10 protein-coding genes, 5 pseudogenes and 1 riboswitch are annotated in these 17,945 nt (G+C 36.7%); of the genes and pseudogenes, 7 read left to right on the plus strand and 8 right to left on the minus strand.

All coding sequences use genetic code 11. The features are described 5' to 3' along the window. Nucleotides 1-11: 11 nt before the first annotated feature. The 4 genes and pseudogenes from ilvB to folP form a co-directional block, all read right to left on the minus strand. Nucleotides 12-1,730: pseudogene (gene ilvB, locus QWZ06_RS27965) on the minus strand (biosynthetic-type acetolactate synthase large subunit). A gap of 12 nt (nucleotides 1,731-1,742) precedes the next feature. Then, nucleotides 1,743-3,418 (minus strand): annotated as a pseudogene (gene ilvD / locus QWZ06_RS27970) (dihydroxy-acid dehydratase). 178 nt (nucleotides 3,419-3,596) lie between these two features. Then, complete coding sequence (gene ilvE / locus QWZ06_RS18570) at nucleotides 3,597-4,469, minus strand: branched-chain-amino-acid transaminase (RefSeq protein ID WP_290300305.1); 873 nt, start codon at nucleotides 4,467-4,469, stop codon at nucleotides 3,597-3,599. 364 nt (nucleotides 4,470-4,833) lie between these two features. Further along, a pseudogene (gene folP, locus QWZ06_RS18575) lies at nucleotides 4,834-5,699 on the minus strand (dihydropteroate synthase). 341 nt (nucleotides 5,700-6,040) lie between these two features. Here folP and QWZ06_RS18580 point away from each other — a divergent pair. The 6 genes and pseudogenes from QWZ06_RS18580 to tpiA all read left to right on the plus strand — a co-directional run bounded on the left by QWZ06_RS18580 (nucleotide 6,041) and on the right by tpiA (nucleotide 11,617). After that, entirely contained in the window at nucleotides 6,041-6,607 is a 567-nt protein-coding gene (locus QWZ06_RS18580) for a DUF1599 domain-containing protein (protein ID WP_290300306.1), read from the plus strand. A 1-nt stretch (nucleotide 6,608) separates the two neighbouring features. Then, a pseudogene (locus QWZ06_RS18585) lies at nucleotides 6,609-7,717 on the plus strand (BT_3928 family protein). 86 nt (nucleotides 7,718-7,803) lie between these two features. Further along, the gene (locus QWZ06_RS18590) at nucleotides 7,804-8,154 is read left to right on the plus strand and encodes a TerB family tellurite resistance protein (RefSeq protein ID WP_160136716.1); all 351 of its coding nucleotides are present in this window, start codon (nucleotides 7,804-7,806) and stop codon (nucleotides 8,152-8,154) included. A gap of 22 nt (nucleotides 8,155-8,176) precedes the next feature. Further along, complete coding sequence (locus tag QWZ06_RS18595; protein WP_290300308.1) at nucleotides 8,177-10,303, plus strand: S9 family peptidase; 2,127 nt, start codon at nucleotides 8,177-8,179, stop codon at nucleotides 10,301-10,303. A 39-nt stretch (nucleotides 10,304-10,342) separates the two neighbouring features. Then, the gene (locus QWZ06_RS18600; RefSeq protein ID WP_290300310.1) at nucleotides 10,343-10,720 is read left to right on the plus strand and encodes a GxxExxY protein; all 378 of its coding nucleotides are present in this window, start codon (nucleotides 10,343-10,345) and stop codon (nucleotides 10,718-10,720) included. Between the two features lie 138 nt (nucleotides 10,721-10,858). After that, nucleotides 10,859-11,617 carry a triose-phosphate isomerase gene (tpiA, locus tag QWZ06_RS18605; RefSeq protein WP_290300311.1) on the plus strand — a complete coding sequence of 253 codons (759 nt, stop codon included), beginning with the start codon at nucleotides 10,859-10,861 and terminating at the stop codon, nucleotides 11,615-11,617. 382 nt (nucleotides 11,618-11,999) lie between these two features. Here tpiA and QWZ06_RS18610 read toward each other — a convergent pair whose 3' ends face one another. Further along, nucleotides 12,000-12,824, minus strand: a complete 825-nt coding sequence (locus tag QWZ06_RS18610; protein ID WP_290300313.1) for an esterase-like activity of phytase family protein — start codon at nucleotides 12,822-12,824, stop codon at nucleotides 12,000-12,002. After that, nucleotides 12,800-13,267, minus strand: coding sequence for an esterase-like activity of phytase family protein (locus QWZ06_RS18615; protein WP_290300315.1), 468 nt, complete (start codon nucleotides 13,265-13,267; stop codon nucleotides 12,800-12,802). The genes QWZ06_RS18610 and QWZ06_RS18615 overlap by 25 nt, the downstream gene beginning before the upstream one ends. Nucleotides 13,268-13,522: 255 nt before the next feature. After that, a riboswitch (cobalamin riboswitch) is annotated at nucleotides 13,523-13,712 on the plus strand. Nucleotides 13,713-13,789: 77 nt separating this feature from the next. On the opposite strand from QWZ06_RS18615, the gene QWZ06_RS18620 reads away from it, so the two are divergent. Further along, nucleotides 13,790-14,905 carry a T9SS type A sorting domain-containing protein gene (locus tag QWZ06_RS18620; protein WP_290300316.1) on the plus strand — a complete coding sequence of 372 codons (1,116 nt, stop codon included), beginning with the start codon at nucleotides 13,790-13,792 and terminating at the stop codon, nucleotides 14,903-14,905. A 130-nt stretch (nucleotides 14,906-15,035) separates the two neighbouring features. Here QWZ06_RS18620 and clpP read toward each other — a convergent pair. After that, a pseudogene (gene clpP / locus QWZ06_RS18625) lies at nucleotides 15,036-15,717 on the minus strand (ATP-dependent Clp endopeptidase proteolytic subunit ClpP). A 111-nt stretch (nucleotides 15,718-15,828) separates the two neighbouring features. Further along, the gene (gene dnaG, locus QWZ06_RS18630) at nucleotides 15,829-17,814 is read right to left on the minus strand and encodes a DNA primase (RefSeq protein WP_290300318.1); all 1,986 of its coding nucleotides are present in this window, start codon (nucleotides 17,812-17,814) and stop codon (nucleotides 15,829-15,831) included. Between the last annotated feature and the right edge of the window lie 131 nt (nucleotides 17,815-17,945).

The following is a 17,945-nucleotide window of genomic DNA, read 5'->3' on the forward strand; positions in this document are numbered from 1 at the left end:
TTATATTTAATTTATTGTTGATTCAATACAATCTCTGAAACACTTTTCCCTTGTGGAATCATTGGAAATACATTATGTTTTTTCCCAGTCATTACCTCCAGCAAAAAGGCTCCTTGATGGGTAAGCATTTCATCAATAGCTTCTTTAATATCTTCTCTTTGGGTTATTTTTCTTCCGGGAATATGATATCCTTTTGCTACCTGTACAAATTCCGGACTCTGAATATCTACAGAAGAATAACGTTCCTCATGAAACAATTCCTGCCACTGTCTTACCATTCCCAGATAGCTATTATTCAGAATTAAAATTTTAACTTCAGGATGATATTGCATGATGGTACCTAGCTCCTGAATATTCATTTGAGCCCCTCCATCTCCCATCACTGCTATAATTGGAAACCCAGTTTCTCCATATGCTGCTCCTATTGCTGCAGGAAGGCAAAACCCCATGGTACCCAATCCACCACTGGTAATATTGGTTCGAGGATGTTTAAATTTTGAATATCGGCAGGTTATCATCTGATGTTGTCCCACATCTGTTACAATAACAGCTTTCCCCATAGTTCTTTCATTAAGATGTCTGATCACTTCTCCCATAGTGATTTCTCCTTCCTCCGGATATAATTCCTCATTAATAAGATTAATATTTTCTGTCTCCAGGCAATCTTTGAATCTTTGATGCCATTCCGAATGTTCTTTATTGTTAATCTGTTTTGTAAGAATTGGTAAAGTTTCCTTACAGTTTCCCAGAACCGGAACATCTACTTTTACATTTTTATTGATTTCTGCTTTGTCAATATCCAGATGAATGATCTTTGCCTGTTTGGCATATTGATCCAGTCTTCCGGTCACACGGTCATCGAAGCGCATGCCTATTGCAATCAGAGTATCACATTGGTTGGTAAGGATATTGGGGCCATAATTTCCGTGCATTCCTACCATTCCTACTGCTTGTGGATGATCTGTAGGAAGTGCTCCCATTCCAAGAGCAGTCCATGCTACCGGAATTCCTGATTTCTGCAAATTCTATAAATTCCACTTCTGCTTTCCCCAACATGATTCCCTGTCCAGCAATAATGAAGGGGCGTTCTGCATTATTGATCAATTCTGCAGCTCTCTCCATAGCTTCCATAGAGGGAACAGGATCAGGTCTATAACTTCTCAGAGAATGACAAGGTGTATACCCTTCATATGATACTTTTTGCAGTTGCGCATTTTTCGTAATATCAATAAGAACCGGCCCCGGACGTCCTGATTTAGCAATATAAAATGCTTTGGCTAACACTTCGGGAAGTTCATTGGCATCTGTTACCTGATAATTCCATTTGGTAACCGGACTCGTAATATTCATCACATCAATTTCCTGAAAAGCGTCTGTTCCCAGAAGGTGTTCAAATACCTGCCCTGTGATGCATACAATTGGCGTATTATCTAACAATGCATCTGCTAGTCCTGTCACCAGATTAGTTGCTCCGGGACCACTGGTTGCCATCACTACACCTACTTCACCGGATACTCTTGCCAATCCTTGTGCTGCATGTACAGCAGCCTGCTCATGACGGACCAGGATATGCTCCAACTGTTCTTTATAATCATAAAGCGCATCATAAATAGGGATAATAGCACCTCCGGGATACCCGAAACCGTTTTCACACCCTCCTGAAGAAATGCTTCAAGGATAATCCGGCTTCCGCTCAGTTCTTTTTCTGTTGAAAGATTTAAATTCTTCATGATGTTTTGATTTTAAATTTCATCCGTTACACAGCCTTCAGCAGCAGATGATACCGTTAATGCATATTTATAAAGCAACCCTTTTTTAACTTTTAGAGCAGGTTTCTGCCAACCTTCTTTTCTTTTTTTGATTTCTTCCTCTGAGACCTTAAGCTGTATGGTATTATTTACCGCATCTATTTCGATAAGGTCATCATTTTCTACAAAGGCAATCAGACCACCTTCATGAGCTTCGGGAGTAATATGTCCCACCACAAAGCCATGAGTTCCGCCACTGAACCTTCCATCTGTAATCAAAGCGACACTATTTCCTAATCCGGCTCCGATTAAAGCACTGGTAGGTTTCAGCATTTCCGGCATTCCGGGAGCTCCTTTTGGTCCTTCATTCCGAATCACAATCACATCTCCATGCTGTACGGTTCCATCTTCAATACCTTTGATGAGGTTCTTTTCGCCATCGAATACACGGGCTTTTCCTACAAATCTTTCTCCTTCTTTTCCCGTTATTTTGGCTACACTTCCTTTTTCTGCAAGATTTCCATAAAGAATTCTCAAATGACCGGTAGGTTTCACCGGGTTCGATAATGGTCTAATAACTTTCTGAGCATCAAAATCCAAGCTTAGTACCTTTTCAAGGTTTTCGGCTAATGTTTTTCCCGTAACCGTCAAACAATTTCCATGTAGCAAGCCTTCTTCCAGTAAGTATTTCATTACAGCAGGTGTCCCTCCGTGCTCATGTAAGTCCTGCATCAGGTATTTCCGCTTGGTTTGAGATCTGCTAAAACGGGAGTACAGTCACTCATTTTTTGGAAATCATCCTGAGTAAGAGGCACCCCTACACTTTTAGCCATGGCTATAAAATGAAGAACAGCATTGGTACTTCCTCCTAAAACCACAATGAGACGAAGTGCGTTTTCAAAAGCATGTCTTGTCATGATATCTGAAGGTTTTATATCTCTTTCCAGAAGAATCTTCAGGTATTGGCCTGCTTCCAGGCATTCATTCTGTTTTTCTTTACTTAAAGCCGGATTGGATGCTGAGTAAGGAAGGCTCATCCCTAGCGCTTCTATTGCAGAAGCCATTGTATTTGCGGTATACATTCCACCACATGCACCAGCACCAGGACAGGAATTTTTAACAACTCCATCAAAATCTTCCTCTGAGATCTCACCTGCTATTTTCTTTCCCAACGCTTCAAAGGCAGAGACGATATTCAGGGTTTCCCCTTTATAACATCCCGGAGCAATCGTTCCTCCATATACCATCAGCGAAGGTCTATTTAATCTTCCCATTGCGATGATCGTTCCCGGCATGTTTTTATCACAACCTGGTAAAGCAATAAGTCCGTCGTAATATTGAGCTCCACAAATGGCTTCAATGCTGTCTGCAATCACATCCCGGCTGACCAGTGAATAACGCATTCCGTCTGTACCGTTACTCATCCCATCACTTACTCCAATTGTGTTAAAGATCAATCCTGCCAATCCATGATCCCAGGTTCCCTTTTTAACGACTTTAGCCAAATCATTCAGGTGCATGTTACAGGTATTTCCATCATATCCCATACTTGCAATTCCGATTTGTGCCTTGTGCATATCATCTTCTGTAAAACCTATTCCATATAGCATTGCTTTTGCTGCTGGCTGTTCGCTGTTCTGTGTGAATGTTTTTGAATATTTATTTAACATATTATCCCGCATTTACTATTCTTTCTGTCTCTTTAAAAGACTATTTTTTACTTAATTTTGATCCAAAACTACAGCTTGTAATATTTTTTCATTTTCAACTTTTCTGAAAACTACAATACTCAACTATTTGGAATTCATTTTTAAACCACTGATTATCAATAAAATAAACACCTGTAATTTACAATGACAAAACTCTCACCAATTTCAAATAAGCCTGTTGAACCTTCTCACTGGCGGTGTCTTCCCATTTTTTTGTGAAAGGAACATCATCCAAAGAATCCAAGGCTACAATTTCAGCTGCTGTACCACAGAAAAATCCGGCATCTGCCCCTCTCATTTCTTCTGGTTTAAAAAGGGTTTCTTTAACAGGAATATTCAGTTCATTGCATATTTCAAAAACCGTCTGCCTTGTGATACCGGGAAGAATGCTTCCTTTTGCAGGAGTAAATAATGTCCCGTCTTTTTCATAAAAAACATTAGCGCCTGAACTTTCTGCCACATGTCCATTCTCATCCAATACCAGAGCTTCATCATATCCTTTGTCTTTTGCATCCTGACAAGCTAAAATAGAGTTCACATAGTGGCCGCCTACTTTTGCTTCGACCTTAAAAGCTTTCGGATTAGGACGCTGAAATTCCGAAGTCATGATCTTCATTTTATCTGCCAGATAGCCATTGCTCCATTCCCAGGCTAATAAAGACAGGTAAGATTCTTTACCTTTTGAAAGCGACATATTGGGCGAGCAGGTTACCAAAGGCCTGATATACGCATCAGTAAAACCGTTAAGCTCCAAAAGTTCATAGGTAAGTTCCGTAAGCTGATCTGCTGAATAATCAAAAGGGATATGCATCAGTTCTGCGGATCTTTGTAATCTTTCATAATGCTCTTTCGCTTTAAAGATTCTGGTACCATGGGCAGTACTGTAGGATTTGATACCTTCAAAAACTGAATATCCATAGTGAAGCGATTGCCCGTAAAGATTGGTTCCGGCTTCTTTGGCCTTCATAAAATTTCCATTAAAATAGATGATCGTGTCGTCGTTGTAATACATGTTATAGGGGGTTAAAATTTAACAAATGGGAATAAAAAAAGCCCTCTCACAGTGTGAGAGGGCTCAATATATGTACAGTCATACATCTTCCGTCTCACACACGTAAGGGAATAATAATGACGATAATAATTACTGCGAATAATGGATACATACTTGTACTTTAAAAATTAAAACAAAAAAAGCCGCTTCAAAATGAAACGGCTTATATATAATTTAAATTAAAATCTATTTTAAAATGCCGTTTCCTGACTGTTGTAAATGACAACAGTTGCAATAGAAATGACAATAATATTTTTCTGATTCGTAAAATTCATAATGCAAATGTATAAACTTTTTAAAATCCCACAAGTTTTTTTAACACTTTTTATTTTTTTCGTAAAAAATGCTTGACGGTTTCCTTTGCTTCAGCTACATCGTGAACTCTCAAAATTTTAGCACCTTGTTCCAATACTTTCATGTGCAATTTCTGCGTTTCCTCATTGATATCCAGAGGTGATTTCCCCAACGGTTTATAAATAAATGACTTCCTGGAAATACCGATCAGTAAAGGAAATTTCCAAATCCAAGATATTCAACCTCATTGATCATTTTCATCTGATCTTCTACGGCTTTCCCAAAGCCAAAACCAGGATCTAAAATGATATCTTTTACCCCTTTTTGCAACAATTCATTAGCCTTTTCAGAAAAGTATCGATTCACTTCTAATGTGATGTCTTCGAATTTAATTTTATCATGCATGGTTTCATACGAAGGATTGACATGCATCAAAATGTATGGAAGTCTGGTTTCTGCTGCTGTATCAAACATTTTTTCATCATATTGACCTCCCGAAATATCATTAATGATGTCTACTCCTTCATTGAATCCAAATCTTACCGTTTCAGCGTAGAATGTATCCAATGAAATAAGTACTTCAGGAAACTCTTTTTTGATCAGAGAAATGCTGTTCCCAAGTCTCATAATTTCCTCTGCACTGCTCAAAAACTCAGCATTGGGGCGTGTAGATTGTGGCCCGATATCAATAATTTCGGCTCCCTCTTTCAGCAACTTCTCGGTATGCTCTAATGCCAGTTTCTCATCATTAAATTTTCCACCATCTGAAAACGAATCCGGAGTAAGGTTCAGGATTCCCATGATCTTTGGAGTATCCAGCTGCACCAGTCTGCCATTACAGTTGATAGAATGGGTTTGAGGGTAGGAGAGTTTTAGAGTTTTAGAGTTTGAAAGCATAGGAGTTTATAAATGATGAATGATTTTATCTCCTGCAAAATTAGTGATTTGTGCTTGGAATGGGAAGCTAATGCCCGGAAATTAGATCTCTTTTTACCTATTTTCACTTGACACTCTCACGCTCGCTTACACTCCTACTCTAAAACCTACAACTCTCAAACATGATTCCTAGAAATTAGTTCTACTTAATTACTTGCTTCCACTCGATACCCTCACACTCTCTTACACTCCTACTCTCAAACCCTAAAACTCTCCTACCCTAAAACCTTCAAACATGATTCCCCTCAGACTCGTTTCATAAACAAAACCGAATTCGTATATTTGGAAGATTAAGAAATTTTATGTCAAAAACATCAGTACAGTTCGAGAAAGTTATCAGTCAGTGTCGTGATCTTTTCAGTAAAAAATTACAAGACTACGGGCCAGCATGGAGGGTTTTAAGACCTAGCTCCATTACAGATCAGATTTATATCAAAGTGAACAGAATCCGTACGTTGCAAATGACTGATGTAAAAATGGTGGATGAAAGTGAAGAGGATGAATTTATCGCCATTGTGAACTACTCTATCATTGGACTTATTCAGCTTGAAAAGGGGCTTTCCAATGATTTTAACGAAAATAAGGAAGAAATTTTAAGTCTGTATGATAAATATTCCCATGAAGCGCAGGCTTTAATGGAAAGAAAAAACCATGATTATGGAGAAGCATGGAGAGATATGAGAATCTCTTCTATTACAGATCTTATTTATCAAAAAGTATTAAGAACCAAACAGATTGAAGACAATCAGGGAAAGACCATCGTATCAGAAGGCCTTGATGCTAACTATTTCGACATGCTGAATTATGCTGTTTTCTGTCTTATTAAATTCTCTGAACAAAAAAACCAATTCGAACCCAAAACTATTTAACATGATCAAAGGTTTATTACGCTTTATTATCGCTGTCATCTTTATCCTTTCCGGCTTTGTAAAAGCTGTGGATCTCGTAGGATTCTCCTTCAAAATGGAGGAATATTTCTCTCCTGCTGTTTTCAATATGCCGTTTTTTGAAAAATTTGCCCTGCTGTTTTCAATTATCGTAGTTGTACTGGAGCTTTTCCTTGGATTTATGCTGCTGCTGAAAATGAAGCTTAAATTTACCTTATCAGCCTTAATAGCTGTTTGTATATTCTTTGGATTCCTTACTTTCTATTCTGCGTATTTCAACGTAGTTACAGATTGTGGATGTTTGGAGACGCTATTAAATTTACCCCTTGGCAGAGTTTCTTTAAAGATGTTGCTCTTCTTGTAGGCCTTATCATTCTGTTTGTATTGTATAAAAAAGATTTCCGTAAAACGGATGAATATGGCAGCAGCAGAAAAGAATCTACGGGTAAGTTCAAATATTATATTTTCGCTGCTTTTTCTCTAGTGATGATCTACATTATGGCTCAAGGAATTATGCATGAACCGATCATCGATTTCCGTGATTATAAAATTGGAACAGACATTAAAGGAGAGAAAGAAAAAATCAATAAAAATCCTTCTGAATATAAGACTTTCTACTCCCTGAAAAATCAAAAAACAGGTGAAGCTGTAAAGGTGAATCAGGACGATTACATTAAAGAAACAAAATACTGGGCAGAAGGTTCACCATGGAAAATTGAAGAAGGAAAAAATGAATCTGTATTGATTAAAGAAGGCTATAAATCTGAAATTGTAAAATTTAAGATCGAAGATCCTTCAGGAATGGAACTTACCGATGAAATCATCAAAGCTCCAAAAGCAATTCTGGTATTTTCTTATCATCCGAAAGAGGTTTCGGCAGAGCTTATTCAAAAAGTAGAAGCTAAAGTAAATGCTCAGAAAGGAGCACTTATCTATGGCGTTTCAACGGATCAAAATACTTTTAAAACGATTAAAAATGCAATGATGGACGGCACTGCTATCAAAACCATTGCCAGAAGTAATCCATTTGTATTGATCCTTCAAAATGGAAAAATAGTTGACAAGCAGCCTGCAAAGGATTATGTTAATTAGAAGATAACAACAGAAGAGATGTTGAGACAAGAGACTTTAAATATTCTTATCAACAACCTTAAACACTAAACTTAATTTTAAAACGTATGCAAAAATCAAATAAATCTATCGCTGGTTACCACTTATTAATGATCCTTTCTTCTGTAGACGGAGAATTTGCTCCTGAAGAAGGAATGTTGGTACAACAATATCTGGCAGATGAATTTCCCTTCAGAATGAACCTTGATAATGAGTTGGAAACCCTTGCTCTTTTACAGCCTGAAGAATGGAAAGACCACTTTGAATTCCATGCAAGATGTTTTCACGATGATTCTACAGAAGATGAGCGTGTAAAATTTGCTCAGTTTGCTAAATCTCTGATCAAAGCAGATCATAAGGTAACTGAAGAAGAACATACTTTCTATATTCTTCTGAAAAACCTTTGGGGATTGGCATAAGCTTCTTTCCAAAATAAAAATCATGAAAAAAATTTATCTAGGATTATTAGTAATGAGTGCATCTACATTTCAATCGCAGAAATTTCCGGATCTAAAAGCGCCTGTTGCAGAAAAACAGGAACACATCAGAGAAATCCATGGTGATAAGGTCAATGATCCTTATTACTGGATGATTGATTATTTTAAAAAAGGAAAAGATTCTAGCAAAGTCGTTGATTATTTAAAAGCTGAAAACACTTATTGGGCAGGCATGATGAAAGATACAGAACCTTTCAGAGAAAAGCTTTTCCAGGAAATGAAAGCCAGAATCAAGGAAAAAGATGAGTCTGTACCGGTTTTCAAAAACGGATATTTTTATTATACCCGTACAGAAGCGGGGAAACAATATTTTAAATATTGCAGAAAAAAAGACAGCCTTACCGCTCCCGAAGAACTTCTTCTGGATGTAGATAAACAGGCTGAAGGTCATTCGTACTATTCTGCTTCAGGATTCAGTATCAGTCCTGATAACACGAAAATGATTTTCGGAGTGGATAATGTTTCCAGAAGACAGTATTCTTTATTTTTAAAAGATCTCAATACAGGAAAGATTACCGATCTGGGGATAAAAAATACAGCCGGATCATCAGAATGGGCCAACGACAATAAAACGATTTTTTACACAGAAAATAACCCGGAAACTCTTTTATCCGAAAAAATAAAAAAACATATTCTGGGTACAGATGCTTCTAAAGACATCGCTGTGTATGAAGAAAAAGACAAAACCAATTACATTTCTGTATACAAATCTAAGAATGAGAAATTTATTCTGATCTATTCAGGAGCCACTACTTCTTCCGAAACAAGATATCTGGATGCAGACCGCCCAGACGGAGATTTCAAGATTTTCCAGCTAAGAATGAAGAACATTCTGTATACTGTGACTCCTCTAGAAGATAAATTCCTGATCAAAACCAATAAAGACGCTCTTAATTTTAAGGTTGTAGAAACGCCTTTAGACAAAACAGGTGTTGAGAATTGGAAAGATTTTGTTCCGCACAGAACAGAGGTGTTATTGGAAAGTATAACAGCCTTCAAAAACTATCTGATTTTTAGTGAAAGACAAAATGGACTTACCCAATTGGTCATCTATGACCGAAAAACTGGTAAACAGGAGTTTTTAAAGTTTGATGAGCCTGCTTACACTGTTTTTTCATTAGGAAATCCTGAGTATAATACAGATAATTTCCGTTTTGGATATACGTCTATGATTACTCCAAGTTCTCAGTATGAACAGGATTTAAAAACCGGAAAAAGAACTCTTCTAAAACAGCAGGAAGTTTTAGGTGGTTATAATAAAGAAAACTATACTACGGAGAGACTTTTCGCTACGGCAAAAGACGGAACCAAGATTCCAATTTCAATAGTATACAAAAAAGGATTCAAAAAAGATGGAAACAGTCCGTTATTACTGTATGCTTATGGTTCTTACGGAAGTTCTATGGATGCTACCTTTGGCACCAACAGACTTAGCCTTTTAGACAGAGGTTTTGCTTATGCTATTGCTCACATCCGTGGAGGTCAGGAAATGGGAAGACAGTGGTATGAAGACGGGAAAATGATGAAAAAGAAAAACACGTTTACCGATTTCATCGATTCTGGAGAATATCTCGTGAAAGAAAAATATACCTCTCCTAAACATTTATATGCTCAGGGAGGAAGTGCCGGAGGTCTTTTAATGGGAGCTATCGTTAATATGAATCCTAATCTTTGGAATGGTGTTATTTCTCAGGTACCTTTCGTAGATGTTGTCAATACGATGCTTGATACGAGTATTCCTTTGACGACTAATGAGTATGATGAATGGGGTAATCCTAACAATAAGGAGGCTTATTTCTATATGAAATCTTATTCACCATATGAAAATATCGAAAAGAAAAACTATCCTAATCTATTGGTAACAACGGGTCTTCATGATTCTCAGGTACAGTATTTTGAACCTGCTAAATGGGTAGCCAAACTGAGAGAGATGAAAACGGATAAAAACGTTTTACTATTAAAAACAGACATGGAATATGGTCATGGTGGGGCTTCCGGCAGATTTGATTATCTGAAGGATCTTGCTTTGGTGTATGCTTTCATGTTTAAATTGGAAGGAATTAATAAATAAGGCTCTCGCAGATTTGCAGATAACGCAGATTCATATTTGATGACAGAAAATGAAATTTCATATATTGTACGAAAGAGTGTTTTCAATGTTTATAACCAGCTAGGCCCTGGTTTACTTGAATCTGTATATCAAAAAATTCTAATCTATGAATTAGAACAAAATGGAGTGAGTGTTAAATCCGAAGTGATACTTCCTGTTTATTATGACAATAAAAAATTTGATATCAATTTTAAAATTGACATTCTAGTGGAAGATAAAGTTATTTTAGAACTGAAATCTGTAAAAGAGCTTGATAATGTTTATTACAAACAATTATATACTTATTTGAGATTGTCGGACAAGAAATTGGGACTATTAATTAACTTTAATACAACCAATATTTTAGATAATATAAAAAGAGTGGTCAATAATCTGTAAAGATCTATTACGGCTACATTAATCTGCGAAATCAAACTAATCTGCGAGAGAAAAAATAATGCACGCAGATTTTGCAGATAACGCAGATTCACAGTATGAATTTAATTAAAAAGTAAAATAAATCAATATATAAATCTTATGAGAAGAAAAATAGTTGCAGGCAACTGGAAAATGAACAAAAATGTAATTGATGCACAACAATTAATGATTCAATTGCTAAGCTATAAAAACAATAATGCTACCAACTGTGAGGTTTGGATCGCTCCCCCATCTTTGTATCTAATGATGGCTAAAGACATCTTTGAAAAGGATGAGATCGGTGTATTTTCGCAGGACATGAGTGAGCACGAAAGCGGAGCATACACAGGAGAAATTTCTGCTGATATGTTGGAATCTATCGACGCTACAGGTTCTTTGATCGGACACTCTGAAAGAAGACAGTACCATGGTGAAACAGATTCTCACTGTAACAGAAAAGTAAAATTAGCATTGGATAAAGGTCTTACTCCCATCTATTGCAATGGAGAAACTCTTGAACAAAGAAAAGCAGGACAACACCTTGAGGTGGTTAAAAACCAAACTGAAGTAGCTCTTTTCACACTTTCTGCTGAAGAGATCAAAAAAGTGGTTATCGCTTACGAACCGGTTTGGGCTATCGGAACAGGAGAAACTGCTAGTCCGGAACAGGCTCAGGAAATTCATGCTCATATCAGAAATACAATTGCCACTAAGTACGGGCAAGAAGTAGCTGATGAGGTTTCTATCCTTTATGGAGGTTCTGTGAAACCAGACAATGCTAAGGAAATTTTCTCTCAACCGGATATTGACGGTGGTTTGATTGGAGGTGCTGCTTTAAAATTAGAGGATTTCTCTAAAATTATTGAGGCTTTCAACTAATATTGAAAAGAACAATATACATACAAAAATCCCCTGAAGGTCATTTTCAGGGGATTTTATTATAGGTTTTGGCTAAAGCCAATGGAAGATATTTTTATTTTTTTAAACGGGCTAAAGCCCGTTTCTATTGAATAGGTTCTTTAAGCATTCACTTTAGAGCAAAAGACATACAGTTTGTCATTGACTACGTCGAATCTTCGATTTCTGACGAAGGAAGAATCTCTACACAACTTTTCTTACCATTTTACAGCTTAGATTTCTCAAGAATTCCACTGTTTCCGTTTTAAGTTTTGGAGTAAAATACTTCTATTGAACCATTTAAATGATATCCAATAAAAAACGGCGGAATAAATCCCGCCGTTTTCCTTTAAAAAAAATCTAATTATTGAATATCGACTACGTACATAGTTCCTTTATCTACCTTCCCGGTTTTAGGAAGTATTTTTGCTTTAGGATTTCCGTTCCCATCATCTACTACTCCAAAGTCATCATCATTGAAAACAGCCAGTTTATTATTTCCTAAATAAACAATTCCCTCGAATTTATCATGTTCATATCCCAGTTTAGCCACCAGGTCTACTGCTAATTTTTTAGAAACAGGTTTAATCCCTGCCTTGGTAAGCTCATCCCATGTACATTGTTCCAGAGCTTTTCCATTGACCAGCATTCCGTCTGCAGCTGCAAGATCAGTTCCGTTTACATCTGTGGCTTCAGCTAGATTAATTCTGTACACTTTTTTAATTCCACTTTGTGTTCCAAAATTACCGTCTCTCTCAATAACAAGAAATTCATTATTACCTAATGCTGTAATATCACAAACTGAGTCGGAAGCTCCGCCATCCTGTTTATAAAGATATTGCTTTGTTTTTCCGGTGGTGATATCGAAAGTAACGATCCTCGTTAAGGTTGTATTGGTTGCCAAAGCTTTTGAAGGAACAAACATCATAGATTGTATGGTTCCTACTAATGTTTTTCCATCCGGAGTTATACAAAGTCCTTCCATCCCTCTATTGGCTCTTCTTTTCGCCAAAACGGCAGGTAATTTTCTATTTCCTGTATTTACACCAATCGGGCTTATTCTTTCAAGCTCTACTCCATCGGCATTGTAATGAACAATATGCGGACCGTATTCATCGGATACCCAGAATGTCCCATCTGCTGCTGCCACAATACTTTCACTGTCTAAACCATAATTATCTGTGCCCAAACATTTCCTGCTGCATCATATGCTACTTCACCTGTACTGCCCATTCCCACAGGATTTGGAAGCCCTGTAATGGGTTTTCCTGCTGGATTTTTAAGCTTAATATACTTGATAACCTCTATTTTTCCGTCTGCATTAATTTTAAAATGCATAATGGTAGGAGTAAAATCAGGGGTTAAAAACTTTTTCCCTTTCAGATAATCTGTATTCGGACCACGGTCTGTAATGACATAAAACTCTCCTTTTCTCGTAGGATGAGCTGCTGCTCCGGAACCGAATCCGCCATTAATTACATCCACACCATTTATCGTTGCCAATTTCGTAAATGGAAACTCCTGTGGAAGTTTAGAATAATTAATGTCTTGGTTATTTACATTGGTGTCATCGTCTTTGCTGCATGACCATAATGCAGTCATCATCAAAGCAGATAATAGTAGTTTTTTCATATTAACTTTTATGGCGCGAAAGTATAAATTGATTATAAACTGATCTTGAATATAATGATAATTGTATTTTAACAATAGAATCTAAAGATGAATTCAATATAAACAACAAAAACACTATTTTAACTTAAAAAAGTAAATATTTATACCCAATATCCTATCAATCAATAAAATTCATTTTTAAATAATACAATTAATTTTCAAAAAGACTAGAAACAAATCTATAATTCACAAAACAGATATCAAAAATTTATGTGATATATTTGTCCTCTTTAAGGTTGAACACTGTTCATAATAGGGAATCAAGTGAGAATATTATCCAAATCTTGAGCTGTACCCGCAACTGTAAGCTGTTTATTCCTATAGTTTCATTATACCACTGGGCTTTGCCTGGGAAGGTTAGCTATAGGATGCGAGCCAGGAGACCTACCTTAAATAGACATTTAGTTTTAGGATATGGACATATCGTATGTCTTCATTTCCTATCAATAAGTTTCGGGAATAAAACTTTAATTTAATTATATTATGAGAAAAATCTATTTTTTTTTCTTACTGCTTTGTACGCAGTTTTTCTTTGCCCAATTCACAGAAAACGACATTAAGTTTTGGGTAGGAACCGGTTCTAAAAAAGCCTATTTCATTGCCGATTTTAATGACAACAATACTCCTACCTCTTATGCCTGGGGCTACCGTTTTGATGATGATAATTTAAAGGCAGAAGACATGATCAATGCTATCATTTCGGCAGAACCTAAAATGGAAGCTGATATTCTTTCAGGGTATATGTACAGTTTTGCCTACAACCACCATACACCAAGCACCGATGATTATTGGATTCCGTGGTTTGGGCCAAATGCAGAAAATATGTCTAATAACAATAATGGCCCAGGATCTGTTAATTTAACAGACGGGCTATGGTTTGGTATTTCCTATGGTATTGATGAAATAGATACTCCTCCATCAACTCCGGTACCTGCCTACAGTTCTCAATGGTACACCTCATCTCAAATTACCAACTGGATTGGAACTGGAACTCATAAAAGTCTTGTTGTTGTAGATTTTGGAACCCATAATGCTAATGGCAATGCCAATTCTTTTGTTTTTGGAATTCAATATAATGGCAGCATAACAGCGGAGCAAGCTCTGCAACTGATTCAGTCAAACGCTTCCTATTTCAATTTTACCTCCAATAATAACCAGGTTTCAAGTTTATCATTAAATAGCTTCTCAGGAAATAGCTCAGGAGCTGGAAACTGGAAATTATATACAGGAAAAGACCTTTCAAGCTGGCAGAAAAAAACTAATCTTAGTCAAATTCAACTGAACAACAATACGTGGTTGGGATTAAGCTTCGGTGAAAGAAGACCATTCACTCCTACTGAGGCAAGCAATGCTACATTATCTGTGGCTTCAGTCAATAAAAAAGCTTCCTTCAGCATTTACCCAAATCCAACAAGTGATTTTATTCAGATTGAAACATCTGAAAGCATCCAAGAAGTGAATATCTATTCTTCTTTAGGACAGAAAGTGATGACTTCCCCAACAACGAAGATTAATGTTAAATCTTTAAATACTGGAGTATACTGGGTTGAGGTTAAGACTAAGAATGGTTCTACCGTTCATAAGATTGTAAAGAAGTAGAGAGGGGATTATCACGTCTTCAATTGTGGTTTAATTCCTCATATTTATTTTGCTCAAGATATATATTCGTGACTAAAACAAAAAACGCATCCCAATTGGGATGCGTTTTTCGATATGATCATACAATCAATTATTTTTTCTCTGCTCTTTGAAGAACCTCATCTACCATTCCGTAGCTCTTAGCTTCTTCAGAAGTCATCCAGTAATCTCTGTCGGAAGATTCTCTACCCATTCATAAGTTTGTCCTGAATGGTGAGCGATGATGTCATAAAGCTCCTGCTTTAATTTCAGCATTTCTCTTAAGTTGATTTCCATATCAGAAGCTACTCCCTGAGCACCTCCTGAAGGCTGGTGAATCATTACTCTTGAATGCTTAAGCGCAGAACGTTTTCCTTTTTCTCCAGCAACCAATAATACAGCTCCCATTGATGCAGCCATTCCTGTACAAATTGTCGCAACATCCGGCTTAATGATCTGCATTGTGTCATAAATACCTAATCCTGCGTATACGCTACCACCAGGAGAGTTGATATAGATTTGAATATCTTTAGAAGGATCTGCACTTTCCAAGAATAAAAGCTGAGCTGTAACGATGTTCGCTACTTGATCATCAATTCCTGTTCCAAGGAAGATAATTCTGTCCATCATCAAACGAGAGAAACGTCCATCTGAGCAACGTTTAATCTTCTTTCCTCCATGATGTACGGAGTTAAGTTCGTTGGGCCATACATTCCCATATACTGATCGGTAGCTAAACCGTTGTTTCCTAAATGTTTTACAGAGAAATCTCTGAATTCTTTTTTAATGTCCATATTGATATTATGTATTATTTTAAAATATTTTCAAAGTTTAAATTACAATATTTATTCCTAAAATTTTATAGGACTTTTTGTCACAGAATCCGGAATCCTTTTGTCTTTAAACTATCTTTTTCTACCTGCATAGATTCCCTTGATTGGGGAATATTCGATAATATTACTGAGTCTGATAGAAGCTTGTTTCAATAAAGTAATCTTTTTAATCAGCTCATAATACTTTACATCATCCGTACTGCTGTATTGATCAAGTTCTTTCGCTGTTTCTGTAATCAGATAATCAATATATCTGTATTTATGTAGCAAAACATCACCCTGGATCTGATCTGCAACTTTATCACCATAATTAGGCGGATAAATATTTCTGGAAGCCCAGTTTTCCAGTTCATCCAGCGGCATCAAAGCATCTACAACCTTTGTAGTAATCTCTTCATCCATAAAAGATACAAAAAAGTTTCCACTTCTCAGCTCGTCTTTCTGAATCCCTTCCCTTACCTGATTGATAATGATTTCATTTTCTTTAACTAAAAATATATATTGTTCTTCCTCAAAATGATGAAGAATTTCTTCAATGACCGTAATCTGATACTCTTCATTATTCTCACTTTTTCTTTTAAGAACGATATCTCCAAACATCAGCATATGATCTACCAATTTATTCTCCATAAACAGGACATCAAATAAGAAAGGATCTTCTTTTTCCTTATCTAAAGGAACAATCTCCAACTTTGGAGCTGCTTTTTCCTTTTGTTGCTGCTGAACATGATGCGTCTGATTCTGGGTAATCTGCTTCTGAACATCTAATTCATTGAAAAGACTCTGCTCAGACAGTCCGAATTTATTGGAAACTTCCTTCAGATAAACTTCTCTTTTCAGTGCATTCTGCACAAAGGAAACCGATTTCACGATATCACGGATGGCCTCCGCTTTTTTGATAGGATCATTTCCAACATCCCGCAACAGAATTTCCGCTTTAAAGTCGATGAAATCCATCGCTTCATTTTCAATGTATTTTTCTACATATTCCTGCGGGTGTTTTCTGGCAAATGAATCGGGATCATCACCATCAGGGAACAGTAAAACACGGATGTTCATTCCCTCTGTCAGCAACATGTCTATGCTTCGGAAGCTGGCTTTAATACCGGCATTATCTCCATCAAAAAGAATCGTTACGTTTTCAGTAAGTCTCTTAATTAATTTAATTTGCTCAGTGGTAAGGGAAGTTCCGGAACTCGCTACAACGTTTTCAATTCCGGACATATGAAGTGAAATCACATCCATATACCCTTCCACCAAAAGACAGCCGTTCTTTCTGGAAATGGCCTGTTTACTCTGGTTTAATCCATAAAGTACATTGGATTTATGATAGATCTCCGTTTCCGGTGAATTGAGATACTTTGCTGTTTTTACGTTATTCTTAAGGATTCTTGCTCCAAAACCTAAAACCCTTCCTGAGAAACTATGAATCGGAAAGATTACCCTTTCGCGGAATCTGTCAACTCCGGCAGGAGTATTTTCAGGGAAAATGGAAAGTCCGGATCTTTCAAGAATTTCTTTAGTATATCCTTTCTCCAGTGCATAAGTTGTAAAAGCATTTTTCTTTTCGGGAGAATATCCTAGTTGGAATTTTTTGATGATATCATCCTTAAGCTCTCTTTCTTTAAAATAGGCAAGTCCTATACTTCTTCCCTCTTCATCATCCCAAAGGATCTCCTGAAAGTAAGTATTGGCCACTTCATGAATCTTATACAAGAGATCTTTTTCTGTCTGGGCATGTTTTGCTTCTTCAGAAATTTCACGCAGATCTTCCTCAATTTCAATTCCATATTTTTTGGCAGCGTGACGAAGAGCTTCAGGATAAGTGAAGTTTTCGATTTCCATCAGGAAAGAAATCGCAGTCCCACCTTTTCCGGTAGAGAAATCTTTCCAGATCTGCTTGCTTGGCGAAACAACAAAACTCGGAGACTTTTCCTCATGAAATGGGCTGAGTCCCTTAAAATTAGACCCTGCTCTTTTCAACTGAACGTACTCTCCTACTATCTCTTCTACCCGTATCGTTGAGAAAATTTTGTCTATTGTCTGCTTCGAAATCATACTACAAAATTAGGTATTTTTATGCAAAAGGTAACGAACTTTGAGCCAGAGAATTTGAGATAAATAGAGTTAAAAAACACAAAACAGCTCAATTAAACTTAATAATTAACCAATGTTTCATGATTTATTTT

It is taken from the genome of Chryseobacterium tructae, from assembly GCF_030409875.1.
GTDB classification, from domain to species: domain Bacteria; phylum Bacteroidota; class Bacteroidia; order Flavobacteriales; family Weeksellaceae; genus Chryseobacterium; species Chryseobacterium tructae.